Origin of the sequence: Erysipelothrix amsterdamensis, assembly GCF_940143175.1 — a bacterium.
Classification (GTDB): Bacteria; Bacillota_I; Bacilli_A; order Erysipelotrichales; family Erysipelotrichaceae; genus Erysipelothrix; species Erysipelothrix amsterdamensis.
Window position 1 is genome coordinate 1,550,041 of the sequence record NZ_OW659496.1, and the last position, 26,609, is coordinate 1,576,649.

20 protein-coding genes and 2 tRNA genes are annotated in these 26,609 nt (G+C 35.7%); 1 reads left to right on the forward strand and 21 read right to left on the reverse strand.

Annotated features, from left to right (window positions below; translation table 11 throughout):
- Positions 1-193: 193 nt before the first annotated feature.
- From NMG63_RS07465 to NMG63_RS07545, 17 genes are all read right to left on the reverse strand, one after another.
- On the reverse strand, positions 194-886 hold the full coding sequence (locus NMG63_RS07465; protein ID WP_013853297.1) for an ATP-binding cassette domain-containing protein: 693 nt from the start codon (positions 884-886) through the stop codon (positions 194-196).
- Positions 887-3,028 (reverse strand): bacteriocin-associated integral membrane family protein, encoded by a 2,142-nt coding sequence (locus tag NMG63_RS07470; protein WP_254006859.1) that lies wholly within the window; start codon positions 3,026-3,028, stop codon positions 887-889.
- 172 nt (positions 3,029-3,200) lie between these two features.
- Positions 3,201-3,276, reverse strand: a tRNA-Arg gene (locus tag NMG63_RS07475).
- Positions 3,277-3,343: 67 nt separating this feature from the next.
- The gene (locus NMG63_RS07480) at positions 3,344-4,276 is read right to left on the reverse strand and encodes an alpha/beta hydrolase (protein ID WP_003774802.1); all 933 of its coding nucleotides are present in this window, start codon (positions 4,274-4,276) and stop codon (positions 3,344-3,346) included.
- A 137-nt stretch (positions 4,277-4,413) separates the two neighbouring features.
- Positions 4,414-4,923, reverse strand: a complete 510-nt coding sequence (locus tag NMG63_RS07485; RefSeq protein WP_254006860.1) for a hypothetical protein — start codon at positions 4,921-4,923, stop codon at positions 4,414-4,416.
- Positions 4,917-5,564, reverse strand: a complete 648-nt coding sequence (locus NMG63_RS07490; RefSeq protein WP_254006861.1) for an ATP-binding cassette domain-containing protein — start codon at positions 5,562-5,564, stop codon at positions 4,917-4,919. The genes NMG63_RS07485 and NMG63_RS07490 overlap by 7 nt, the downstream gene beginning before the upstream one ends.
- On the reverse strand, positions 5,551-6,240 hold the full coding sequence (locus NMG63_RS07495; protein ID WP_254006862.1) for a hypothetical protein: 690 nt from the start codon (positions 6,238-6,240) through the stop codon (positions 5,551-5,553). The genes NMG63_RS07490 and NMG63_RS07495 overlap by 14 nt, the downstream gene beginning before the upstream one ends.
- Positions 6,237-6,839 (reverse strand): hypothetical protein, encoded by a 603-nt coding sequence (locus NMG63_RS07500; RefSeq protein WP_254006863.1) that lies wholly within the window; start codon positions 6,837-6,839, stop codon positions 6,237-6,239. Before NMG63_RS07500 ends, NMG63_RS07495 begins: the two co-directional genes overlap by 4 nt.
- Positions 6,826-7,734: a hypothetical protein gene (locus tag NMG63_RS07505; protein WP_254006864.1), complete on the reverse strand. Its 909-nt coding sequence runs from the start codon at positions 7,732-7,734 to the stop codon at positions 6,826-6,828. The genes NMG63_RS07500 and NMG63_RS07505 overlap by 14 nt, the downstream gene beginning before the upstream one ends.
- Positions 7,735-8,040: 306 nt before the next feature.
- Positions 8,041-8,116 (reverse strand) — tRNA-Val (locus tag NMG63_RS07510).
- A gap of 96 nt (positions 8,117-8,212) precedes the next feature.
- Positions 8,213-9,208: an SIS domain-containing protein gene (locus tag NMG63_RS07515; RefSeq protein WP_003774790.1), complete on the reverse strand. Its 996-nt coding sequence runs from the start codon at positions 9,206-9,208 to the stop codon at positions 8,213-8,215.
- 9 nt (positions 9,209-9,217) lie between these two features.
- A complete protein-coding gene (locus NMG63_RS07520) occupies positions 9,218-10,042 on the reverse strand; it encodes a PTS system mannose/fructose/sorbose family transporter subunit IID (RefSeq protein ID WP_013853305.1) in 825 nt (274 codons plus the stop codon).
- The gene (locus NMG63_RS07525) at positions 10,029-10,799 is read right to left on the reverse strand and encodes a PTS mannose/fructose/sorbose/N-acetylgalactosamine transporter subunit IIC (protein ID WP_123171105.1); all 771 of its coding nucleotides are present in this window, start codon (positions 10,797-10,799) and stop codon (positions 10,029-10,031) included. Before NMG63_RS07525 ends, NMG63_RS07520 begins: the two co-directional genes overlap by 14 nt.
- 15 nt (positions 10,800-10,814) lie before the next feature.
- Positions 10,815-11,279: a PTS sugar transporter subunit IIB gene (locus tag NMG63_RS07530; protein ID WP_123171104.1), complete on the reverse strand. Its 465-nt coding sequence runs from the start codon at positions 11,277-11,279 to the stop codon at positions 10,815-10,817.
- Positions 11,280-11,288: 9 nt separating this feature from the next.
- Positions 11,289-11,702, reverse strand: coding sequence for a PTS sugar transporter subunit IIA (locus tag NMG63_RS07535; protein ID WP_254006865.1), 414 nt, complete (start codon positions 11,700-11,702; stop codon positions 11,289-11,291).
- Positions 11,703-12,515: a sugar phosphate isomerase/epimerase family protein gene (locus tag NMG63_RS07540; RefSeq protein ID WP_254006866.1), complete on the reverse strand. Its 813-nt coding sequence runs from the start codon at positions 12,513-12,515 to the stop codon at positions 11,703-11,705.
- Positions 12,512-15,214, reverse strand: coding sequence for a PRD domain-containing protein (locus NMG63_RS07545; RefSeq protein WP_254006867.1), 2,703 nt, complete (start codon positions 15,212-15,214; stop codon positions 12,512-12,514). Before NMG63_RS07545 ends, NMG63_RS07540 begins: the two co-directional genes overlap by 4 nt.
- A 462-nt stretch (positions 15,215-15,676) precedes the next feature.
- Here NMG63_RS07545 and nagE point away from each other — a divergent pair, with 462 nt between their 5' ends.
- Positions 15,677-17,113 carry an N-acetylglucosamine-specific PTS transporter subunit IIBC gene (gene nagE, locus NMG63_RS07550; RefSeq protein WP_254006868.1) on the forward strand — a complete coding sequence of 479 codons (1,437 nt, stop codon included), beginning with the start codon at positions 15,677-15,679 and terminating at the stop codon, positions 17,111-17,113.
- A 42-nt stretch (positions 17,114-17,155) separates the two neighbouring features.
- On the opposite strand, the gene NMG63_RS07555 is transcribed toward nagE, so the two are convergent.
- The 4 genes from NMG63_RS07555 to NMG63_RS07570 form a co-directional block, all read right to left on the reverse strand.
- Positions 17,156-18,004 carry a PRD domain-containing protein gene (locus tag NMG63_RS07555; RefSeq protein WP_254006869.1) on the reverse strand — a complete coding sequence of 283 codons (849 nt, stop codon included), beginning with the start codon at positions 18,002-18,004 and terminating at the stop codon, positions 17,156-17,158.
- 123 nt (positions 18,005-18,127) lie between these two features.
- Complete coding sequence (locus tag NMG63_RS07560; protein ID WP_123171098.1) at positions 18,128-20,710, reverse strand: calcium-translocating P-type ATPase, PMCA-type; 2,583 nt, start codon at positions 20,708-20,710, stop codon at positions 18,128-18,130.
- Between the two features lie 334 nt (positions 20,711-21,044).
- Positions 21,045-25,673, reverse strand: coding sequence for a DUF1542 domain-containing protein (locus NMG63_RS07565; RefSeq protein ID WP_254006870.1), 4,629 nt, complete (start codon positions 25,671-25,673; stop codon positions 21,045-21,047).
- Between the two features lie 425 nt (positions 25,674-26,098).
- Complete coding sequence (locus NMG63_RS07570; protein ID WP_123171097.1) at positions 26,099-26,578, reverse strand: GNAT family N-acetyltransferase; 480 nt, start codon at positions 26,576-26,578, stop codon at positions 26,099-26,101.
- Positions 26,579-26,609: the final 31 nt, after the last annotated feature.

Genomic DNA, 26,609 nt, shown 5'->3' on the forward strand with positions numbered 1-26,609 from the left:
ATAGCATTCACAAATAAAATGTAAACGCTATCTAAACATTTTTAACACGAAGTCAAAAACAGCGTATTCATCCACCCGATTCACTCTTGATTTATATCCACAAAAAAAATCCCAAGTTCAAATCTCGAGATTTTTTCACGAACACTATTATTAATCACTTTAAATTGAAGGTCTTATAAGATTCCATGCCACTTCAAAATGATATCGTCCCGGATTTTTTAGTGATTGAAAAACCTGGTTCACCATCATTACTTTCTAAGACTAAGTGTGTATCTGCCAGTGTCATAAGATAGGAATCATGAGTAACAATCACCACTGTCTTCCCTTCATCCTTCAACATCATCAATAATTCTATGATTTTATCTCTGTTTCGCTCATCTAAACTCCCTGTTGGCTCGTCACACAAGACAAGTTCACAAGGTTTTAAAAGGATTCGTGCAAGTGCGATACGCTGTTGTTCTCCCCCGGAACATTGATAAACAATTTTATCTTTAAATCCATCGAGACCTACTTTTTTTAGGACCTCATTCACCTTTTCTTTTTTGTTCTTTAGCTTAACGTTCTCTAAAGCTAACATTAAATTATACTCGACGGATTTGTTCTCGACGAGCGCAAAATTTTGAAAAAGATAACCGATTTTTGTGCGTAATAATGCCGTTGCTTCTTTAGAAAACGGTTTAGGATTTGCTTTTCCAAACAAGGTCACTGTGCCTTCGTCTGGCGTATCCAGGAGTCCAATAATATTTAATAATGTACTTTTACCACTTCCTGATGGGCCTGAGATTACAATAACTTCATGAGATGGCATTTCTAGATTAATTTCAGTTAAGATTGGTATATCGTTAAACTGTTTAGAAATCCCTTCTAACTTTATAATTGATTCCATTTAGTCATCTCCTTTTAAAATTGTAGACACTTCCGTCGATTCATATTTTTTTATGCTCGCCTTAATGGTGATCCATTCCAAGATTAATGTCACGACAAATATTCCTAATAATACCGCAGCAATTGCTTTGTCTCCTGAAGCCTGGTAGAGAAGATATGTAAAAGCAGCAATTGTTGAAAAGACTGATCCATTAATGAGCATTGCATAGCGATTGTAATAATTCGTCCCGTTGAGATATCTAATGGCAATTTTTTTGCTATAGCCATCAACATAGATTTTAATTGAAGTATAGTTTATTATTAGAAGTATTAAAAAATATAATCCAATCGATTGTAAACAAACTAAATAATCATTTTTGATTTCAAAAATACTTAATTCATAGATATCTCGCGATTTCACAACTTTATAGCTCGCATCATATTCTTGATCCATACGTTCCAAGATATTTGTAAGGCTATTGGTTTCTCCGTTGTATAACAAGCTCACAGTAAAGTTATCAATCCCTCTTGAGTAAACATTATCTACAAAGTAAATAGGATCATCTATGGTCCCTGCTGGAATGGCTATCGTTCTATTGGCGGATACATAAGTTGAATTTGGTTGAATATAAAGAATTTCATAGTTACTCATATATGGCTCTAAGTAATTATAATACGTATTAACTCGTTCCTTAGAAACCAAGATATAATTTTTATCTTTTGATAACATTTTAGGATTTAACATTCGATTTGTTTCGTCAGTGATGCTGATATAATCTAAATATGCATTATTAATGTGAACGGATGGTGGTACATATCCGTCCATTGCTAATTCAATGTTCTTGTATTGATCATGTTTTAGCACGGTGAGGTAGAAATCATATGCATCATGGTTTGCGTATGCAATATCATTTTGACTTACAAGCTCAAACAAAGCTTTCTCATAGTCCTTATAATCTTTATCCACAGGAGATTTTGATGCATAAGCAATGCGCTTAGAATTTAAAACCATTGGATTTTCTGTCAATGAATTTATATGCCCCTGTTTGTATTCAATGCTTTGAATTCGAGTAAAAATAGGAATAAGAAGAATAATTATGGATAGTGCTTTCAAAATAAGCGTTAACATATATATTGGTACAATTGACATACTCGATTTTAAAATTTCATTAGACGTTCGTTTAACAACCAAAAAATATGTAACGAATAAACATCCTAAGATACTAAAAACATAAATAAGAACAAATGGAATCAGTTTTACTAAAAACATAAATAGTAACGTTCCATAAGAATCCGTGATGACAAAGGCTGTACAAAAAATCGTAAAAGCGAATAGAATTGATAGACCTATAATGTCTTTTAAAAATAATTTTTTAATAATTTGTATTGTTGACTGTCCTTGCAAATAACGTATCCCGATTTCCTTACCATTTTTAAGTACTGTAAGTACCATTAACATAAGAACGCTGATAACAGCAACAACCGTAGCCGGCTGTAATTCTCTATCCACACTTACATTATTCATTTGTCCTAACTCAGATACAAAAAATCCGGAAGGGCCATTCATATAATTATAAACTTGAAAATAATCAAAGATCGTCTCTTGTATCTGTGTTGAATATTCGTCAACAAAAATTGTAACTAAAGTTTGAATACCACTTGATGGATAGTATTCTTCTATTTTGGACAAGGGATAGATCGAAATGGAATCTTTATAAGTTGAATCAAAATCATAGAAACGATTATCCAGATAATCAATTAAATAACTTGGTTTTTTGAGGTGATTATTAGATATAACCCAATCGTCATTAATAAAAAAACTTTCCTTTAATCTCCCCTCTTTCACAATAATGTGGCTTAAGAGGTTCGATTCATTACCACTTATAAAATAAAAGTAGCCATTTTCTTGATTGGAATAGTCATCCTCTGAAGTTGTAATCGCAATATTATATTTGTATCTTTCACTAAAAGTTCTAACGTCTTCGATCAAATCATCAATCGAACGATTCACTTCACTCGGAGTTATATCAATATAGTAAGCTTTTGAATGTTCTCTATGAATTTGGTCCACACCTAAAAGCCCAAGTCCTACCTGGTACTCATAATTGAATACTTGAAAACTGCTTGTAGTAATTAAGATTGCTAACAATATCGTAAAAACCATATTTATTTTTTTGATAAGAAGGCCCCCCTTTCCTTAAATGTACCATAAACGCACACCTATTCATATTATAGTTATGTGTAGATTAAACCCTCTAAAGCTGAAGAACCTAATGATTTCAACTAAAGAAAAAAGTCTCAAGATAATATCTTGAGACTCTTAATTAATTATAAATTGGCACGCCCGACAGGAATCGAACCTGCAACCTTTTGAACCGGAATCAAACGCGCTATCCCTTGCGCCACGGACGCATATCAATGCATGGATATAATACCATAGAATTGATATTTTAAAAAGACCGTATTTCATTCTTTAAGGTTAAGAATTATTTGGTGTTTGAGTTAAATAACGAGTCAGAAATGACTCAATGGATTTTTTGTAATATACAGGATCTTTTTCATAACTCTCTGCATGATTTGCACCTTTTATTACGATTTTTTCTTTGGGACCAGGATGTGCTTGGTATAAGGTATCCAACATCTCATAAGGTACAAAGTCATCTGCATCCCCATGAATGAATAACGTAGGCAACGTGCTTCGTTTTAAAGACTCGACTGCAGATGCTTCATAGAAATTAAAGCCTGCTTTGACTTGCGTAATCATACTTGTAATTGGAATCATTGGAAAGGCGGGTAGATTATACATATCTTTGAGTTTATAAGACAGTTGATCTGCAACACTGGTATAACCGCAATCTTCAATCACAGCCATGACATTGTCTGGGAGATCAAGACCACTTGCCATCATTACCGTTGATGCTCCCATACTAAGACCAAATAATGCAATTCGAGAATCTTCACCATTTTGATTTATGATTTTTTGGACCCAAGCTTCAATATCAAATCGCTCTGGCCAACCAAATCCAATAAGGTTTCCCTCACTTTCACCATGTGATCGTGCATCTGGTGCGAGCACATTAAATCCCATCTCATGGAACAGTCGGATATAATGACCCACACGGTCTTTGTTATTGCTATAACCGTGTGCAACTAATATTGTATCTTTCGTTTCTGTTTTCGCAGGAACATACCACGCTTTAAGTTTCAATCCGGAATCACTGACAAGTTCTTGAGACGTTTTATTCACCGATTTTAACCATTCTTGATCGGGCTTCCATACAGCTTTCACATCAGCGTCTATAAAATCTTTATCCCCCGGGATCAATGCAAGTTTAAAGAAGTACCCACCCGCAAAACCAAGTAGTACCACCAATATACCCGCAACGATTATTAATTTTTTTAAATGTTTCATTGTCACCTCATATACTTTGATGTTCAAAGTAATAAAAGAATAACATAGATTATTAAGTTTGTAAATCTATAAAAAACAGAACCTTAACAACAGGTTCTGTGAAAAATTGCAGGATTCAAATCAATTAAAACAATGCATTATTGATCTAAAAAATCTAAAGCGGTTGGTTCTAGATAAAAATTTTGACCGTAAGCGTGGATGTCGGTGGCTGGATAATCACTCGGATTTGACTCTAAAATACACACTCTTAAAAAATGACGATCAAAATCGAGGTAGATAAAATCTGATTCATAACTTGTATCACTGTATTCAGCCTCAAAATAGTATCCAAAACCTGGCTTCTCAATCAATGGCACTTCTTCAGATTTTACAATTTCAAGAATTTCATCTTTCTCGCTATCCATCACTACTTGATAAATTGTGGCGTTATTGTGTTCGCCAAGCGATAAATAATATTGAGTATAACGATCGGGATAGGATTTAATTACCGGATCCTTATAGTTATCATTAAAAATAAATGCGGAATTTCTAATTTCCTTTAACACTTCTTCATTTAATGACAATGTCGGTTCTTCTTGATGTGTACATCCAACAAGAATGAGTGTTATAAGTAACGAAAAAATGAGAACCCGTCTTTTCATTAACATTCCGATTCCCCTTTGATGAGTCTTAGTTTTTTATCATCAATTTCATATACAACATCGGCAATTTCAAAAACTTCTTCCCCATGATTGGTAAAAACAAGGGTACATCCTGTTTCTTCAACATATTCATCCAACATTTCTATCACAATTTTTTTACTTAATCGATCCAGTCCATCAAAGGGTTCATCAAGGATTAAGTAATCAGGACGCTCCATTAAAGCTTGAATCAATCTCATTTTTTGTTTCATTCCTAAGGAATACGTTTTATATTTCTTAGATAACTCCGCTTCAAAATTAACCTTTTTAGCGAGAAGGATAATATCCGCTTCATTCACACATCTTCGAATGCGTGCAATTTCACGAAGGTTTTCAAGTCCTGTTAATGAACCAATAAACTCTGGCGCATTAATACTTACACCGCCATTGGGTACAAAATCGATATCCTGCTGCAATTTCTTCCCATCAATCACAATACTCCCTGATGTTGGGACAGAGTAGCCGACGATGAGTTTCAATAACACACTCTTACCACTACCGTTTGGACCTACGATGGCGGTCTTTTTTCCTTCTCTTATATTAATATTGACATCTTCAAAAAGAAGTAGGTCTTTAAACTTTTTAGAAACGCCATTAAATTGAATCATAATAAATGCTCCTTTTTAAAATAAGTATGGAACCTACGAAGGCAATTAAAACAAATACGAAAGCTAAAATCATTCGCATCAATTCAAGTTCTAATACACCAACAAAAGAAACAATACTTATTGAACTGTAATAATCCATTGATATCATAATCATAATCATAAAATATGGAAAAATTGATGTAACCAAATTCTCACTGAACCGGATACTGATTGCTTCAAATAACAGTCCAATCGCTAGCATTAGACTTGTTAATCGGGTGAGATACAATATGATTACAAACATCGTAGTTAATGTACTCTTATAGACTAAAGTCATGAAAACAAAAAATATAAAGGTCATGACCATCATCTTAATTGCATTCAAAACATGATACTTCGCTAGAACTGTATAAGACGTGATTATATTCTTCCGATAAAGTAAGAGACCATAAAATGATTGTAAGTCTTTAAATTCCCTTAAAACGGTATTCATTAATGTAATTGTAATTAACGTAAACACAATGACATTTTGAATGCTTGCTTGATCAATGCCGTACAAAGGAAAACTTTCAAAGTTTAAATATAATACATTCATAAGATCGCACAATGTTATGACTCCATGCGGGCCTGGGAACATTTGGAGTAAAGAGATTATAATTCCAAGTATCAAGGTGATAAAATAAATCAATACTGTCATAATTCTAAATCCTCCATTTTTAAGTAGAAAACTAACATCAACAAGAATACATAGGGTAGATAGTTTAAAATAATCACCCCACAATTTAAGCCTTCTAAATGATAAAAAATGTAGAACGGATTCATGGGATTATCCAATATTGGCATATAGTAACTTGTAGAGGAAAGAATTAACAGAAATTCCACAAAACTTGTTATGGGTAACTTTGAGCCAAGACGTAAAAGTTTTACGAGCACTTCCGATATCCCTAACACTACCACCAGCACCATTATTTTCAGAAAATAATAAAAATCGAAACCCGAATAAAAATAGATTGATAGGATCAAATAAAATAGAACTAAACTAAAATAAAGCACTGAAGCATGATACACAGCGTTCCCAATTGTTTTTAAAGCAAAATTTATTTTTGAGCCATATCGATGTACCGTCATCATCTCACAATCTTCTTTTATATAGATCGAAAAGTACAAGACAATCGTACCAATAACAAAATATATATCATTGAAAAGATTTTGGAATGACGCTGCATTACCGATCAAAAATATAAAGCTAATATACATGATATAGCCTGCAAATGCTGCTTTTCTAACTAATCTCAAGATGCTTACCTCGCGTCTTATGGTTAAATAATACATAACCTAAAATAAGGGGCATTGAGTTTGTGATAAAAAGCAGTATTGTGGGCGCTGTATTGTAATCACTAATCGAAAAAATAGTGGATGGCGCAAACAACATGGCAATTGGAAACTTATCAATTGTTCCCACAGAAACCAGAGGAAACATAAGAACTGAGAGACCAAAATAATAAATTAAGAGCCCAAACACCACCGTACTCTTTTTAGTTGAGAAGAGCGCAATTGATGTTGATAAATAGGCTAAAACAAATGGAATGAGTAAATACTTTACAATCCCCAGTAAAAAATAATAAAACTTGAGGTGTTGATAGTAAAATTTATTTCCAAGTACATCTAAAAATAAATCCGTGTGAATTGTGTATCCGTCAAATCGTCCTCCGCTTATAAATAGAATAAGTAGGTAATATAAAACGTATGCGCTAAAAATTGAACCCGCCACGCTTATCGCGATTCTTAACTGTTCATTGCGAATAAAGTTACGATATTTTTTTACACGGTATGATTTTAAAACATTACAACTGGTTTGGTTTTGATACATTATTAATCCCGCAAATGAAGCAAGTAAAGGAACCACGATTTGGAAAAGTGACAGAGCCCTTGTTAAGTTCGCTTCAAAACTTGAATACTTCAATGCATTATGGAGTTCAATTGAAGTATATTTGATAAATGTGATCTCACTGCTGTCTGAGAAGAAAATCCCGACATCAGAATTAAATAAACTTTCGTTACTATTTTGGAAATACGAAACAATGATTTGGTAGATATCCAATTCATTTAAGAACATAAAGCCAAATAAAAATAGTGATACACAAAAAAGCAAAACATAATAACGAAATTCATTTCTTCTCTTAATATACATTCCCCACCCACTTATCCAAATTCTATTTGCATCCATTTCCCCAAAAAATGATGCGCTATTTATTACCGAGTTTAGTCTTGTTTTTCTAAAAAACAAAAGCTTAGCGGTTTCATTATAGTCATAAAAGGAGCCGTAAGTCAAAAATGAACCTACAAAGGTGCATTTAATTTTGAGTTAAACTGTTCTTGGATTTCCTTGTCTTCTATTTTTATTTGCCCTGAAATTAGACGCATTACCCTCACTCAAAATCCACAGATGAGAAAGCATAAAAAAACCACCCTCGTCGTGGGTGATCCAGAATAAAAATGGTGGAGGTTAACGGGCTCGAACCGCTGACCCTCTGCTTGTAAGGCAGATGCTCTCCCAACTGAGCTAAACCTCCATGGAAGATAAGTCTAACATATGTATAAGCGAATAACAATGCGTTTGAACTGAAAATTTAAGAAAGAAAACCCACTTGTTTAAAGTGGGTTTTCGCTTAATAATCCAATTGTCGGTAATAACGACGAATTTCTGTAGGATGACAGTTTATTTTCTCAATATGAGCATCAATACGACGGTTAACCGCCATCATTACAAGATGACAAATGTGACCGCGATATTTTTCACTGATCCCTTTCAGTTCATAATCTTTACTATCAATGACTTCATAGTTTGCGCATATACGCGGAATAAAATCGACAACACGTGTTGATAATGGACGAGATGTATCTTCTCCTACGAAGATCGTTACAGGGGTGTCTCGTTCGACAATCTCAAACATACCATGGAAGAATTCAGGTGCTGTAATTGATTTTGTAGGAAGCCAATGTTGTTCTTCCCAATAACACATTGCATAGGAGTACGTTGCACCCCATTGATTCCCTGCACCTACAAAGTAATGCATGGCATCATCGTGATGACGTTTCGCATAAGCTTCCCCAAATGCATCGGCTTTGATTTCCACATCAACAAGTGCTTCAGGTAAGTATTGATCAAATTCTTGATACATTGCTTCATAATCATCAAAATCACCCTTACGTTGCATTAAACGATCCATAAACATAAAGAACTTAAGTTGTTCATTCAGACCGAAAGAGATGGTGTAATCACCCAATTCCGCAAGGATTGAATTAGGTTCATCGACGAATGCGACAATCGTACACCCAACTTCTTTTAAAACCTTAACCGCTGCCACAACCTCTTGTGTTGTCCCAGTTACAGAAGAATAAACGATAATTGAATCTTTAGTAATGTTCTTATTCCCGGTTACTAAGTATTCCGCAGCATGTTCCACATAAATTGGCAGTGAACTCATCTCTTTTACGTGATGAGCAACTTGGAGTGCAGAAGCATAAGTTCCTCCAATCCCTACAAAATAGATACCGTTATAACCTTTATCATGAATTGCATCGGCAACCTTTTCAATTTCAGGTCGAAGGGCTAATCCCCCTTTAAAACTCGCTAATTGCTTTTCTTTATCAAATTTTAACATACGTTTCTCCTATCCAAAGATTCCTAAATAAACACCAGCAATACCTACTACCATCGTGCCAACAATAAGAATAAGGGGATTTACTTTTTTCTTAAGTAACCAATAATAAAGCCATGTTGTTCCTAGACCGACAAGTCCTGGCATAATACCATCCAATATTTCTTGGAAGGGTTGTGCCGTTTCTCCGGTACCAATTTGTAAGGCCAATCCTGTATAAACCATTTCTTTCGACATACCACCAATAACCATGATCCCTAAAATACCTGCTGCCGCAAGAACTTTATCCATCACACCACTTTGTTGCATTTTCTCAAGATAATTAAAACCAATATTGTAACCGAGATGTGCCCCAAAATAACGTGCTAAGAAAGCAGGGATGTTATAGATTAAAAAGTAAGCGATGGGTCCTAGGATATTCCCACTCATTGCAAGTGATAAACCAACACCTAATGCAATAACTCGGATACACCCTACAAAGATCGAGTCTCCAATTCCAGATAAGGGTCCCATTAACGCCGTTTTAATCGCACTAATCGCCGTTGCATCGACCTCTCCATCTTTATGTTTTTCTTCCATCGAACACACAATACCACCAACAAATGGTGCTAATTGGGGTGTAATATTAAAGAATTCAATATGACGTTGTAACGCTTCCGCATAACCTTCTTGATCATCCTTATAGATTTTTTTAAGGGTTGGATCCATCATCATGCCAAATGCAAGATGCATCTGACGTTCATAGTTCCAAGAAAACTCCATGCCTAAACTTCCAGCATTGAAGGCCATCTTGGTAATGTCTTGTTTGGTAATTACACTGTTATTAGAAGTCATCATCATCGTCCTCCACATTTAATCCTGCCGGTGCTTGTCTAAAGCCCCCTAAGAAGTCAAATTTCTCAATTACAATAATGACACCGATAATCGCAATCCCTAATACCGGTACATTGAGATAAGCAGATAAAACAAATCCTAAGAAATAAAATGGAACAAGTTTCTTGTTTAAAATCATACGCATTAACATCGCAAATCCAAGTGCAGGAAGAAGTCCCGCAGCTGCATCCATACCGGCAATAATTTGTTCTGGTATTGCTGCAATAACATTAGACATTGCTTCAGCACCGAAGTAAAATCCAAGGCATACTAACAAGAAACGACGAACTACTGTAATCATCCCAATACTCCAGTGTGCTGTTTTAATACCACCAACACTACCTGCCTCTGCCGATTTATCAGCAATGCGTAGGATAAAGGAATTAACAACGTTAAAGATATTTCCAATTGCAAGTGAGATTAATGCAAGTGGCATAGCAAGCGCAATCGCTGCTTCGGTTCCAGATCCCATTGAGATTGCAAACGCTGTAGCCAGTGTCCCACCAACAATTACATCCGGTGGAATATAGGCACCAATTGACACGGCCCCCATAAAGAATAATTCTAAAGTAGCACCAATAATAACACCTTGTTGAACATCTCCTAAGATAAGTCCAACAATGGGTCCAAGAATAATTGGGCGATTAATATACAGTGATCCCAGTTGATCCCCGAAGACACCCAATGCCGCTACTAAACCAATCAATATTGCTTGTAACATGAATTCTTCCTCCTTTTATAGTTTTACTACCTGCTTTGAGTCGCTGGATAACATCCGTATTTCTACTTCTTTTCCAGCATCCATTAATTCCTTCAACAATTTCTTATCGGTTTCACTGACAAAGATGGCTTTACTGATTTGTTCATCATCACCTTCTTTTTTCGTTCCACCAAGGTTAATGGATTGAATCTGTGGACATGCTTGCGCAAGCTGATACGCAACGTCAATGGTCCGTACGACAATTAACAGCTGATACTTATCTGTAACGCCACTGTTTAATGCGTTTATTGCATCTTCAACATTCTTTATGACTAACTTAACATTGGCTGGTTTTGCCAGTTTCAATGTGGTCTTCCAAATATCATCGGAAACGACATCATCATCTGCAATCAAGATACAGTCTGCACCCAGGGCATTGGTCCATGAGAATGCAACCTGTCCATGTAAGAGACGATGGTCAACACGACATAATACAATCATAAGTTCCTCCTAAAATTCGTCTTCGACGTCCATTCCAACAAGATCGTCATTACAATATCGTAATGACATACGACACGCTTCGATCTTTTCTATAAGTTCTTCACGCGTTATGGGGCCTTGAATTTCAACCATGATTGAAATAATAAGCGCTAGATTAACGCCGGCAATGAGATGGAAATCACGGCTCCCCAATAACTTCATAAACTCTGTATTGACACTTCCGCCATAAATATCCGTCATGACCACCAAATCATCTTCAAGAGGGATTCCCTCGAAGCACATCATAATTTCTTGTGTGAGATCATGATGATCAACGTAGGCAGAAATAATATGAACGGAATCCACATCTCCGACAATGGCTTTGACGGCACTGTAGAATCCTTCGGCCAGGTGTTTATGACTTGCGATAATATAGTGTTTCATTTAGATCCCTCCCTGTTCTTTATATTTCGTTAAACTTTGTAAATCCGCATCACCTGGTTTTGCTTCATAACATTGTTTGGCTGTTTCCAGCGAGTAATAACCTTGATACTTATTTTGATTAAATTTTGTAAGATCTTCCTGCATGTTTCGATGTCCATCCCCCCATGCACAATGTCCTGAATCCACAAAATGCACATGAACAATATCTTCTTTAAAAACATTAAAGTAATCATCAATTGTTTCTTCAGCCTGGGTCATTGCCCCAAGGTCCAGACAAATTTTTAAGTTTTCACACGCCACGGCATCTTGATATGCTTTCAAATCTTGAACAGTATTCACCAAGCGTGATTCATAAGGCTGTAATGCCTCAATGGCAAGAAGAATTCCTTTCGCTTGCGCATGAATACACAATCTTCGCATCATTGCGACACTGCGTTGATAGGCAGCTTCAAGGGGTTCGTCATAAAATGCCCAACCACTTGTTACCACCACCAGATTCGCAGCGACTGTATGTGCAATATCAATCATATTACGGAAGTAAGCATACACACGATTTTGTTGTTCAAGTGATCCTGTCGCCATGTTATGGGGCTTAGGATTTGTCTGTTCTGGACAGATTGCGATAATCTGTAACCCAAAATGTTCTGCATGGGTTTTAAGTGCAAAAGAATCATCATACTGTTGGTAATCCACAAAGAAATGATGTGGACTGGTCCATATCTCACATGCATCAAAACCTAAACTTGAAATGGTTTTAAAAAATGTATTTAAACTATAATATCGATAGTGACTGTTCATTGCTGATAGTTTCAAAATGAATCATCCTCTCCATGCTCTCGATTTTTATCATTTTCAATATAGTCATAAAGGAGTGCAATCTCCGATACCGGCAACATGACATTATAATGTTCGAGCATAGGGCCAAAACTATCATTCACATCACGAATAAAGGCTTGATGATCTTTCTCAAAGCGCTTCACGTCCTTATAGTCGTCAATAGCTGTTTTGGTTACCAGTCGTTCAATTAAGAAGCAGACATGAATATAAATACCAATAATCGTCTTACTCTGGAATGTCTTTTGCATCTTGCGTTCTAAATGAGATGTGGAATCACTGACAAAGTTCAAAAGTTTGTTTGCATTTAGAATCGTTAGATTCTGCATCACATTTTGAAGTGAAAAGTTTTTAAGCAGATTCCGGTTAAACACTTCAATCTCATCTGCATCCAGATAATCTTCCAAGGCCTTATCCACAATGGAAATATCTTTAAAACTGACAATATCCTCCAAACTTACACTGCGAATCGAATCCAGCGGTAATGAGTGTGGTTTCACCATCAACATCACTTCAAACTTATCAAATAAGGGATCCTTTAAGCCATTTGTTAATAATTCTTTAAAGTCATACCGAATAAAACGAAGATCAATGGATTTAGGCAAGGACTGTTTAAAGAGGTTAACCATCCGATCTGCAACGGATACCCCTGCATCACTCACAAAGACCATGGCTTTTGTTTTCTCTGCACGATTCAAGATTTTATACTTGGTAACGGCTTGCTTCGAAGCTTTCGCTAAGATTTCTTCCAGTGGATATTCTTGACGAACCATTGAACCAATATGCAAGGCAATTGCCGTTGAACTGTTATTAATGACACCAACATTTAAATCTTTGAGAATGCGATCCCCAATTAATTCCAACGATCCCATATCGACCAGTAAAATCAAATTCTTATAATACGGATTTAAGGCGATATAGTCATTCACCTTCATAATGATTTCTTCACTGCTACTATCCAGTGGCATATCAAAGGCATCAAAAATATGTTCCTCTAACAACTGATTGGCAGCATCCGCAATACTGCTTGCCGTCGAGTATCCATGCGATACAATTACGGCCGCCGTATCTTTGTGTTTAATGTTGTCGTTATAGAAATAAATATTTAGGATTAGAAAGATTAGATTAAAATCATTAAGATTTAACTCTAAAGCTTGGTAGATCATCTTTGAAATCTCATTTGAAATCATGAAAATGTCATACATTTCTTCTTTTAAGAACTCTAATAAAGCATTGATATCGTTACGATGTTTATACGTCCACCGATCAAGTTTTATTTTTTCATGTGATGTTGACAACAAAACCCGTGATAAGACAAAACTGCAATTGCTGGGAATGTTGATTTTGTTTTTTTGTTTCACATCTTCAAGCACATCATCAATAATTTTCTCAAGTCCATATACTTTTTGAAGGCTATACGATTGATCAAAAATCATCAAATCATAATAATTACGCATCGACTCAAAATCTTGTGCTAACATCTCACGATACGATAGTTGATTGCTTTGGAAACCGTTAAACGCTTTTAAGATGTTTTTAAATAAATGCACGATCTTATCCGTTGATTCATGAATGACATACGTATCAATTTCAATAAGCTGCTTCATATCTTGTTCATTTGAGATGGTGTAGTTCAATTTATCTTCTGGTAAATGATATAAGTGACAATGCATGACACCTTGTTGCGCTGATTCAAGGGCTGTTGCACAGATGCGCGTGATGCATTTTTTTAACTCATGAATGTCTTCATCAAATTTGAGTTGAAGCAACGCTTCCAACAGTTTGTATGAAATAAAGATTTTTAAGCCAAGTTTTTGTTGTTCTTGCTTAAAGAATTTCAGGATGAAGTGTTCTTTTTCCTGAGTTCCACGTTGATCAAAGTGCGGAATCTTGCATATAATTGGAAGACTTTGAAGTAATGAATAATCAAAGGCATCTTCGGGATTATAAGAAGTTCCAAAAACCAAGCGGCAATGGACCTTCACAACCTTGCGGTCTTTGGTGTAATAACCATCTTTAATAACATTGGATACTTGATATTGGATGTCTGGACGCATTCGATCTGCATGTTCAAGATAGAGCACACCAATTTCTTTCTGTTCCAACAAACCACTTTGTGTTTCATCCCCAAAAAGCAAACGTTCATAATCACATTGTGGATCAATAAATTTTAGATGATAGACGCTTTGTCCTGTTTGAATTAAGTCATGCTCCACACAAAATTTATGAATCATACGCGATAAATACGTCTTACCACTTCCGCGCTTTCCAAACAATACAATCGGTAATCCACGGCCTGGATAAAGCAGGGCTGACTTAATTTGTTGAACGATGTGACTTAACGATCCATCAAAACCAATTAAATCTTGGAAGGAATCATACCCTTCCGAACTTTGTATTTCATCCATGAGTGCTTTAACACTTAAATACTCACGCGATACATTTTGAACACGATAGCGCTTCTCAAATTCGTGTTTATCAAAGTAATACACCGGTCGTGACGATACCTTAATCAAAAGCCCCTCATGAAACAATTCATTTAAGTATTGCGATACTAAGGAACGGCTTAAGTGTAACGATTCTGAAATCACTGCGGTTGTGAGTAAGGAAAAGTCATGATCGAGTAGAATTTGTGTTTCGAAAACAAGATACTGATAAATTTGTTCTTTTGTATTCATAGATACTCCTTCTTTTTCAATGGTGACTTTAACTGTCTCTATTGTACGAAGGGGATGAGATTTCGTCTTTAGTTTCATCATTCTTCGACAAAAACACTTAAAATCCACCAATTTCTAACACTGAACGATACTTTCGACACTTAATTATCAGTTATAAGCGATATTGTGGGGATACTGTCGAAAGACGCGTTGATACCCTAAGATTACCACACAGCCAATTCAAATCGAACGATTCCATAAATGTCTCATCATATGCTCATTTACCGCTCATCACATAAAGACACACATTTCTTTCACTTTTTATTGACAGCGGTTACACCACGTGCTAATATGTGCTTGTAAGATAGGATTGTTACTGAAGAAGGCAAGACCTACAAATATGGCGATACGCTATTTTTGTAGGTCTTTTTATATCTTCACGTAACAATTTCTAAATCATATAGAAAAGGAGAAGTGACTTATATGATGAAACATTTACAGAAATTAGGCCGTGCCTTAATGCTTCCAGTAGCGGTATTACCGGCTGCAAGTTTATTAATGGGTATTGGTTATTGGATTGACCCTGTTGGATGGGGAGCTAACAGTGTTCTTGCCGCTTTCTTAATTGGATCGGGTAAAGCAATCATTGATAAACTTCCGATTATCTTTGCGGTCGGGATTGCTTATGGATTATCAAATGATAAAGATGGGGCTGCTTCCTTAAGTGGACTCGTTGGTTTCTTAATGATTACCACATTACTCTCTGTGGGATCTGTAGCAAACTTAAAAGGAATTGCACCTGAAGCTGTGAATGCAGCATTTGGGAAAATTGATAATGCCTTTATTGGTATTATTTCTGGGGTAGTTGGTGCATTAATGTACAACAAATTTTCCAAAACAGAACTCCCAACCGCACTCGCATTCTTTAGTGGTAAACGCTTGGCACCAATTATGACTGCAGTTGTGATGATGCCAATCTCCATTGCATTACTTTATATCTGGCCAATCGTCTATGGTGGACTTGTATCCTTTGGTACCGCAATCTCATCCATGGGTCCTCTGGGAGCAGGTTTATTTGGGTTCTTCAACCGTCTCTTAATCCCTACAGGATTACACCACGCTTTAAACTCCGTATTTTGGTTTGATACGATTGGTATTAATGACATTGGAAATTTCTGGGGTGGTACCGGTGTTAAAGGAATTACCGGAATGTATCAAGCTGGATTCTTCCCAGTTATGATGTTTGGACTCTGTGGTGCTGGTCTTGCAATGTATCAATCGGCAAAACCTGAAAATAAAAAAGTTGTGGGATCACTCATGCTTGCAGCTGGATTCTCAGCATTCTTTACTGGGGTAACAGAACCGATTGAATTCTCATTTATGTTCGTAGCTCCAGCATTATACTTAGTACACGCAATCCTAACAGGACTTTCATTATTTATTGTTTCATCCTTTGGATGGACAGCAGGATTTGGATTTAGTGCTGGATTTGTTGACTTATTCTTAAGCTCACGTCTACCACTTGCAAACAAACCTTATATGATTGTTGTATTCGGTGTTGTATACTTTGTAATCTACTACGTACTCTTCCGTTTCTTGATCGTTAAGTTTAATATTAAAACTCCTGGACGTGAAGAAGTATTGCTAGATGATACAATTCTCGCTGCATCAGACAGCAAATTTGCACATCAAGCAGAAATTATTCTTAATGCGCTTGGTGGTAAAGAAAATGTTAAGAGCGTTGACTACTGTACAACACGCCTTCGTCTTGAATTATTTGAAACTGAAAATATTGACGAAAAAGCAATTAAAGGAACTGGTGCAGCAGGTATCGTAAGACCTGGTGGAAGCAGTCTTCAAGTTATTGTAGGTACAAACGTACAATTTGTAGCCGATGAATTCAAAAACTTAATCAAATAATCGTACACGTATTATCCTACTCTATAAAAAAAACCGGTATGGCTACCGGTTTTTTTCATGCTTCATAATTTGGTAAAGATGTATTGCAAGATACATGCGTTCATCCATCGAGAGTTCATAGTCAAATCGTGTATTGACGTATTGATTAATCTTTGCGACACAATCGTTATATTTTTTTAACTTCGCTGCAATAAATAGATTCAGTTCACCAATGCTTTCATCAAATGGATGACTGGAACTTGGATTTCCAATAATCCGTTGTGCAAGATACTTTAGGTGGGTTGCAAGACGTGTATACGCAGGTTGACTGGTATTCATCTCAATACCCAACTCACTTTGTACAATCACCATAACATCCTTTAGAAACATCATGGTATTTTGAGCTTGATGCGATATATTCCCATTACTTGCATTAACGATGTGAATTACGAGATAGCCGATTTCATCTTCAGGAAGTGTTACCTCGAAGCGTTTATTAATATAATTCAAAGCCCATGTGCCAACTTTAAATTCATCAGGATAATACATTTTAATTTCTTCCGTAAAAAGTCCCGGCAATTCAACATCCTCTTTTGATCTGAGTACTGCATAGTAGATATGATCTGTAAGTGCCACGTTTATCGTATCACTCAGTGATATATCCAAAACAGAATGAGCATATTCCACAATCGCTCGCGTGGCTTCAAAATAATCCACTGGTATTTTATTAAGAAGTTGTTCAAAGTCGTCTTGGCTATCACTTACCACTTTAAACATTTTTTCGATGCGCGAAGCATCAATTTCGTCCCCTATTTTGTGTTGGAAACCGATTCCTGAACCCGTAACAACCATGTCTTCTCCATCGATAAATGTAGCGACACAGTTATTATTAAAGATTTTCGTTATGTGCATATCAAAAACCCATCCCCTTTTTTATAGGCCTATTATAACATAGACCCTTCTATTTAAAGGTGAAAGTCGTCTTATCTCCATAAAAAAAGAGAGGATATTCCTCTCTTTGGTTATTCAATTTAATTAATGTTTACCGTTAAGTTTAAGTAGTTTCATAATTTCGACGATAATCATTGGTACAAACATCAACATCACAACAATCATCCAGTGATGTCCATCAAGTGTTCCAAGTTTAAATAAATCGTTTAGAACTGGAATGAATAATACCGCAAGAATCATGAGCCCATTAATGAGCGTTGCCATGATGAGGTATTTATTTTTCCAGAATGATGTGAATACTGATTTTTCACTTGAATGAATACTGTAGGAATGGATTAATTGTGAGAATGCTAATACGATAAATGCCATTGTCGTACCTGTTTCAGTATCACCAACAGCCCATAGACGCCCTGCTCCGTACATGTAAGCAAAGAGTGCAACGCCCCCTACAACAGCACCTTGGTACCCAATACGCCAAAGCATTGATTTACTGATAAGTGAACCTGTGCGATCTGGTTGACGTTCCATAATACCATCTTCTGCACCATCAACACCAAGTGCTAATGCTGGAAGACTATCCGTTACAAGGTTAATCCATAATAAGTGAATTGGTAGAAGGGGTGCATCCCAGTCAAGGAGTACCGCAATTAATAACAGTAACAATTCTCCAACATTACATGATAGTAAGTAAGAGATTGCTTTCATAATATTATCTTTAATACGACGACCTTCACCAATTGCAGTTACTACTGTAGCAAAGTTATCATCTGTAAGAACCATGTCCGCTGCACCTTTAGCAACTTCCGTTCCAACAATACCCATTGCTGCACCGATGTCAGCACGTTTTAGGGCAGGCGCATCGTTAACACCATCACCTGTCATCGCCACGATATCACCATGACGTTTCCAAGCGGAAATAATGCGCATTTTATGTTCTGGAGAAACACGTGCATACACGCCAATATGTTGAACTTGTTCGAACAATTCATCATCCGTCATTGCATCTAATTCTTTTCCAGAAATAACACGTTGTCCATCCTCAAGGAGTCCAATTTCACGACCAATTGCAGATGCGGTAACAGCATGGTCACCCGTGATCATTACGACACGAATACCTGCTTTTTTACTTGTTTTAATTGCTTCTGTAACTTCAGGACGTGGAGGGTCGATCATCCCTACCAATCCAACAAATGTTAGTTCACTTTCAATTTCGGTTGCTTCTAAGTCTGTATTTGAAACAGATTTTTTAGCAAGTGCAAGAACGCGTAGTGCCTTGACACCCATTTCTTGATTATTTTTTTGAATGCGTTCAATATCTTCTTGAGTAATTGCACGAACACCATTTTCATCTTGGTATTGTGTTACAACGGCAAGAACTTCATCAACGCCACCTTTTACAAATACTGTAGCATCCCCATCAATATCATTAATGGTACTCATACGTTTACGTCCTGAATCAAAAGGAACCTCATTTAATCGTGTATGCTTTTGAATCAAGCCAACAGCATCAAGGTCAAGCGCTTCTGCCCATGCAGATAGTGCTGTCTCAGTTGGGTCTCCAAGCCAATTTCCATCGACCTTACGTGCATCATTACAGAGTAATAAACCACGTGATAATTCATTCACTTCACTTTCAGTCCAATATTCTTTTACCGTCATAACATTTTGTGTTAAAGTACCCGTTTTATCTGAACAGATAACCGTTGCGGAACCAAGCGTTTCAACAGATGGTAAATTACGAACGATTGCATGACGTTCGACCAAACGTTGAACACCAAGTGCTAAAACAATTGTAGCAACAGCTGGTAAACTTTCAGGAACAACTGCGACCGCTAGAGAAACCGCTGTTAAGAACATTTGTAAGAAATCATGATTATTCAAAACACCAACAAGAAGAATAATTCCACAAGCAATAATCGCTCCAACGCCTAGGATTTTACCCAGTTGATTTAATTGTTGTTGCAGTGGTGTCGGATCTGATTTTGTTTCAGTTAGCATCGTAGCAATCTTACCTACTTCAGTGTCCATACCGACAGCAACGACAACTCCTTGTCCACGACCATAACTCACCATTCCGGATGAATATGCCATATTTTTACGATCTCCTAAGACCGCATCTTCAGCACATACAACATCCGCATGTTTTTCAACAGGTACAGATTCTCCTGTTAAAGATGCTTCTTGTACTGTTAAGGAATTTGATTGGACAATTCGTAAATCGGCAGGTACTAAATCCCCTGCATCCATTACAATCAAATCTCCAACAACAACATCATTCGAATTAATTGTTTGTTCTTCACCGCCGCGAATAACTTTTGCGGTTGGGGTAGACATATCTTGAAGTGCTTTAAGGGACTTCTCAGCTTTGTCTTCTTGAATCATTCCAATAAGTGCGTTCAATGCTACGATTGCGAAAATTAAAATCGCATCTGCATGTTCCCCCACAATACCACTAATTAAAGCAGCAACAAGTAAAATAATGATTGTTACGTCTTTAAACTGATCCAATAGACGCATCATAAAACTACGTCCCTTTGCTTCAGCCAATTTATTCATCCCATATTTCTCACGTGATGCCTCAATTTGCGCATCCGTTAATCCGTTGACGATATCCGTCTTTGCTGCCACTTCTTCAAGTGACTTTGCATACCATTTTGTATCTTTCACAGGCTTCCTCCTTATACATTGGATAGTAAGTAAAATAAAAAGACCCTATCCGTGCCTAAAAAAACTTGGATAAAGTCTCGAATTTATACACGTTCCGGACTCTAAAGTCGTGTTGACGAAACTGTGGACCTAAAGAATAGGCTTCTACTCCCTTTATGTATTAATAATAACAAATGCACCTATGGGTGTCAAAGTGTTTTGGGTGATATTGTACGATATTTTACACACTTAAAATGTTGAAAGTTGCTAATAAAGAGTTTGAAATTCATAAAAAAAACCGAAACTCAGTTAAAGTAATGAGTTTCGGCTATTAATACATTTTATATTAAATTATTTAGTTATTATAACGATTTTTCTTTGTTTGAATCACAAAGATTAACATACCAACAAGGCTCAATAGTAGTCCGTATAAACGTATACTGCTTGCAGTAATTCCAGCTGCAGGAAGAACCGGTTGTGATTTCATTAAATTCTTAACAATTTTGTCCATCTCATTAATTGAATAATTTAAAGATTTATTTATCTTATCAATTTTCGAACTAGAGTCAATTGAATCAAGACCTTCTTTTAAGACTTTATCTACTTCGGCTTTAGCTTTAGTTTTTTCGTCTTGAGTTAGTCCCGGTAATGCATCAATCGCTTTTTTCGTTTCATCTGCTTTCGCTTCTAAATCTTTTTTAGCTTTGTTTTTTGCATCTTGTAACGTGCTTTGATCAACAATGTCTTTCACTGCTTTGTCTGTTGTATTTTTCGCATCTTCAACATCTTTTGGTGTCGTACCTTGATCAATTGCGTCTTTACCATCTTGAGTTTTTTGATCAATATCATCTTTTGCTTTCTGCTTTTCATCATCTGTTAAGTTTGGTAACTTATCGATTTCTTTCTTTGCATCTTCAGCTTTTTTATCAAGATCGTCTTTAGCTTTATTCTTGGAATCGAGAAGTTTATTATCATCAACAATATCATTGATTCCTTTATCCGTTGTATCAATCACTTTTTCAATTTCTTTAGAATCTTTTGATTGATCAATTGCATCTTTTCCTTCTTGATTTTTTTGATCGATATTATCTTTAGCTTTGGTTTTCTCTTCATCCGTTAAGTTTGGTAACGAATCAATTTCTTTTTTAGCTTCTTCAGCCTTCTTATCGAGATCATCTTTAGCTTCATTCTTGGAATCGAGAAGCTTGTTGTCATCAACAATCTCATTAATCCCTTTATCGGTTGTATCGATCACGTCCTCAATTTCTTTAGGATCGTTTGAGTTATCAATTGCATCTTTGCTGTCTTGATTTTTTTGATCAATATCATCTTTAGCTTTGGTTTTTTCTTTATCCGTTAGGTTTGGTAACTTATCGATTTCTTTTTTAGCATCTTCAGCTTTTTTATCAAGCTCTGATTTAGAATCTTCTTTTTTCTTATCTAAATTGCCTGTGTTTTTCGCTTCGTATTTTTTTTCAATTGCATCTAATTCATCAATACCTGTTTTTAAGTTCTCAGGAATCTCCGTTATAACCGCAGTATCTTCAATACGCTTAATTGCATCTGCAAGAGTTTTGTTAATCTCGTCATTTGCTTCTTTACGTTGTTGATTTGAAAGTGACGGTTTATCAGCAATTTGTTTACGAACTTCTTCTGCTTTTGCTTTTAAATCTGCAATAGCTTTGATTTTTGCATCATCAAGCTCTGCTTTAACAACAACTTTACTAATATCATCTTTACCTTGATTATAAATTGAGTCGATGTCTGATGGCGTTGTTGCTTTATCTAGAGCTTTAGAAGCGTCATTAACGGTTTTATCAATTTCTTTTTTCGCTTTATCTTTTTCGTTTTGTGATAAGTTTTCAAGTTTATCGATTTTTTCTTTTGCCTTCTCAGCTTCTGCGTTTAAACTTGCTTTCTTGTCATCTTTAAGTTTTTTAAGCGTTTCGAAATTTTCTTTAACGAGAGCATCTTTAATAGCATCCATTTCGGTTTTTGTATCTGTTACAACTTTATTAATTGCTTCAGTTGACGTACCAAGTTCTACGCTCTCAAGACCTTTATTTAATGCATTATCGATTTCAGCCTTAGCTTTGTCTTTTGCTTCTTGGGAAAGACCAGGAAGTGCATCAATCGCTTTTTTCGTTTCATCGGCTTTTGCTTCTAAATCTTTTTTCGCTTTATTTTTTGCATCCTGTAATGTACTTTGATCAACAATTTCTTTCACCGCTGTATCCGTTGTATTTTTTGCATCTTCAACATCTTTTGGTGTCGTTCCTTGATCAATTGCATCTTTTCCATCTTGTGTTTTTTGATCAATGTCATCTTTAGCTTTTTGCTTTTCATCATCCGTTAAGTTTGGTAACTTATCGATTTTTTTCTTAGCATCTTCAGCTTTTTTATCAAGATCGTCTTTAGCTTTATTTTTAGTATCTAGAAGCACATTGTCCTCAACGATGTCCTTAATCCCTTTATCAGTTGTATCGACAACTTTTTCAATGTCTTTAGGATCGTTTGAGTTATCAATTGCATCTTTTCCGTCTTGATTTTTTTGATCGATATCATCTTTGGCTTTTTGCTTTTCATCATCTGTTAAGTTTGGTAACTTATCGATTTCTTTTTTAGCATCTTCAGCCTTTTTATCAAGCTCTGATTTAGAATCTTCTTTTTTCTTGTCTAAATTGCCTGTGCTTTTCGTTTCGTATTTTTTTTCAATTGCATCTAATTCATCGATACCTGTTTTTAAGTTTTCAGGAATCTCCGTAATAACCGCTGTATCTTCAATACGCTTCGTTGCATCTGCGAGAGTTTTGTTGATTTCATCATTTGCTTCTTTACGTTGTTGATCGGTTAGCGCCGGCTTATCAGCAATTTGTTTTCGGACTTCTTCAGCTTTAGCATTTAAATCAGCTATAGCTTTCGTCTTTGCATCATCTAGTTCTGCTTTTACAACAACATTACCGATAGTATCTTTACCTTGATTATAAATTGAGTCGATATCTGATGGTGTTGTTGCTTTATCAAGTTCTTTTGAAGCATCATTAACAGTTTTATCAATTACTTTCTTTGCTTCATCTTTTTCGTCTTGCGATAAGTTTTCAAGTTTATCGATTGTTTCTTTTGCTTTTTTTGCTTCTGCATCAAGACTTGACTTTTTATCATTAATTAAAGCATCGATTGTATCATTGTTTTCTTTAATGAGTGCATCTTTAATGGCATCCATTTCTTTTGAAGTTTCTGTTATTACTTTAGTAACATCTTCAATAGATTTACCTTTTTCAATATTTTCAAGACCTTTATTTAGTGCATTATCGATCTCGTTTTTAGCTTTATCTTTCGACTCTTGGGAAATTCCAGGAAGCGCATCAATCGCTTTTTTCGTTTCATCGGCTTTTGCTTCTAAATCTTTTTTCGCTTTATTTTTTGCATCCTGTAATTTACCTTGATCAACAATTTCTTTCACCGCTGTATCCGTTGTATTTTTTGCATCTTCAACATCTTTTGGTGTCGTTCCTTGATCAATTGCGTCTTTTCCATCTTGAGTTTTTTGATCAATGTCATCTTTAGCTTTTTGCTTTTCATCATCCGTTAAATTTGGTAACTTATCGATTTCTTTCTTAGCATCTTCAGCTTTTTTATCAAGATCAGATTTTGAGTCGTTTTTACGATCGACAAGAGTTGCATCGCTTACAATTTTATCAATGTTTCCAGCAGATGTATCTTTTGCATCCGTAGCATCTTCACGCGTCTTCGCGTCGTCGATAGCCTTCTTCCCAGTTTCTAATTCTTTTTGAATAGCTTCAATTTTTTCTTTCTTTTCAGACTCCGGTACATTTTTTAAGTCTTCAATTTTTTTGATTGCGTCATTTGCTTTCTTTTCAAGTTCTTCTTTTAGAACTGGTTTTAACTCTTGCAATTCATAAACACGTTCAACTTCTTTTAAATCATTAGTTAGTTTTTCTTTAAGTCCAGGACTTGATACTTCACCAATGTTGTTTTTCAGTTCATCGATTGTGTTTTGAGTTACATCACCTTTTAATACTTTTTCATCAAAGTTTTCAAAAGTATCCTTAATCGCTTTCTCAATTCCTTTTGCATGATCTAATAATGCTTGAGCCTTATCAAGTAAGTCGTTTACATATGCTTTAACATCACTTGCATAAGGGTTTCCTGATGCAGTAATTTTAGCTCGGATTGCATCAATATTTTTCTGAATTTCAGCTGTATCTTTACCCACTAATTCTTTAAACTCACTGTCATTAAACAATGCATGTGTATCTTCTTGAATTAGATAGTCATCTTTCAAGAAAAATCCCATTCGATAAATTTCTAAGTGTGTATTTTTATCATTCGAAGCAAAGTGACGTAGGGAAACCGTAACTTCTCCACTTCCATCAGCGATAAAAGGTAAACTTACAATTTCTAATTTATTGGTTGCTGTAAAACCTCCAGATGCAAGTCCGTTTTTTCCAGACGTTGCAGTTCCAGGATAAATATTCAACATCCCTTTGCTCGTACCATCAACACTCTTTAACTCGGCTCTAAAATAATATTCATAGCCTGCCTGAAGTTGAATCGTTTGACCAACTAGCATAAAACTTGCATTTTCTGCCACACTTGAGTTTTCCACTCTCATTGACTTTGATTTAAATACACTTTGGTCTGTATCATTTTTCTCGCCTACGAGATAATTATATTTTCCAATATCACGATATCCATCAGTTACTTTTGTGCTAATTGTCCCAGCTGCTTCGCCACCAAATACGTTATTTGTTGAGCTGAGTTTCCAATTTGGAATCGTCGTATCTTTTGTACCATATCTCAGATAGGGGTTTTGTAATTTATTGCCTCGGAATGGAAACAATTCCTCTGTCTCTTGTGCAGATATTGTATAATTTTGATTCATTGAAATACTTGTAACGAGCAAGACAAATGTTAATGCAATTGTCATGATCTTGTTTAATAGTTTATTTTTTTTCATCATAAAATACTCCTTTTCTTATCCATACTAAAGTGTTGCGTTTATTTAATTCCCCTCCCCATTCCGTAAGCACGCTCTAACAAGATAATATAGAAGCAGAATCAATTCTAAGTATTTGCTTTGGTTTTCATAATATGTTTATCTTATATCGATAAAATCTTCGTTTTTATCGTGTTATTAGGCCTTTTTACTCACACTTCGCTTTCTTTGTCCTAACAAGGTGTTTTATTTGTTCGTGGTGTTTTTCACTCTATAATTACAGTGTTTGTCATTAACATCCTCACTTTTTTCACAATTCATTTTTTTGCCATTAATCAAGATACACACAAATATCCTTTTCTACCACCTTGCTTCAAAGATGATTATTTCATTGGTTATTGGCATAGCATGGTTGTATTCAAAAGTTCATAAAAAAAAACGTTGAATCATCAACGTTTTACTTCATAAACCATACGTAAAGTTTTGAGTGGGTAACCGTACAGTGTATCTGGAATACATATTTTTTGGACAAATCCATATTTCTTATAAAATGACTCTGCGCTAACATTACCATTTTCTACATCAACATATGCTTGATTAATAGAATCTGGAACATTCTTCTCAATATATGAAAGTAATTCCGATCCTACACCTGCACGTTGATGTGTGGGGAGTACGTACAATGCAACAATATATAAATCATTGTCACGAATCTCATAGTTTCCAAATCCAACAATATAATCATCTTGAACTGCTACCACAAGCTTTGTCGTTTCAATTCGGCGCTCAAGGACTGTGGGCGAATAAGCATCTTCAATAAAACGATTAATAATATCCAGTGGGATTAAATCCTTATACGCTTCTTTCCATGTAATCGAAGCAATCAAACGAATTGCCTCTAAATCATCGGGCGTAGCCAATCGTATCATTATGTCACCTTCTTTTTATATAGTAAACATT